Annotated in this window: 1 protein-coding gene; it reads right to left on the reverse strand. The window is 73.3% G+C overall.

Features of this window, described 5'->3' with window-relative positions:
- Window positions 1–359 (reverse strand): maltotransferase domain-containing protein (locus RMT89_RS41660; RefSeq protein ID WP_315888960.1); only part of this gene is annotated, 359 nt, incomplete at both ends.

Raw genomic sequence — 359 nt, forward strand, 5'->3', positions numbered from 1 at the left:
ACCAGCAGCGGCAGCGGCTCCGAGGCCGTCACCAACTCCCGCAGCGGATACCGGGACAGCACCGCGTCCACCTGGGGAGTCAGGGCCGCGGCCAGTCGCGCGGTGGCCGGGCGGGTGTCGTCCCTGAGGTGTTCGGCCGCGATGAGGAGGACCTGCCGCTGCTCGGAGGGGACTTCGGTGGCCGCCCGCTCGTACAGCCGGGCGCCCTCCTCCAGGACCAGTTCCGTGTCCATCCCCGCCGGGATCTTGATCTGGGCGTGATGGCGCCAGGTGGTGACCGGATCGCCCCACGCCTCCACGGTGTACGTCCACAGGCCCTCGGCGTCGGGGGTGACCTCGGCGCCCCAGCGGTCGGTGCC

Source organism: Streptomyces sp. P17 (genome assembly GCF_032436805.1).
Classification (GTDB): domain Bacteria; phylum Actinomycetota; class Actinomycetes; order Streptomycetales; family Streptomycetaceae; genus Streptomyces.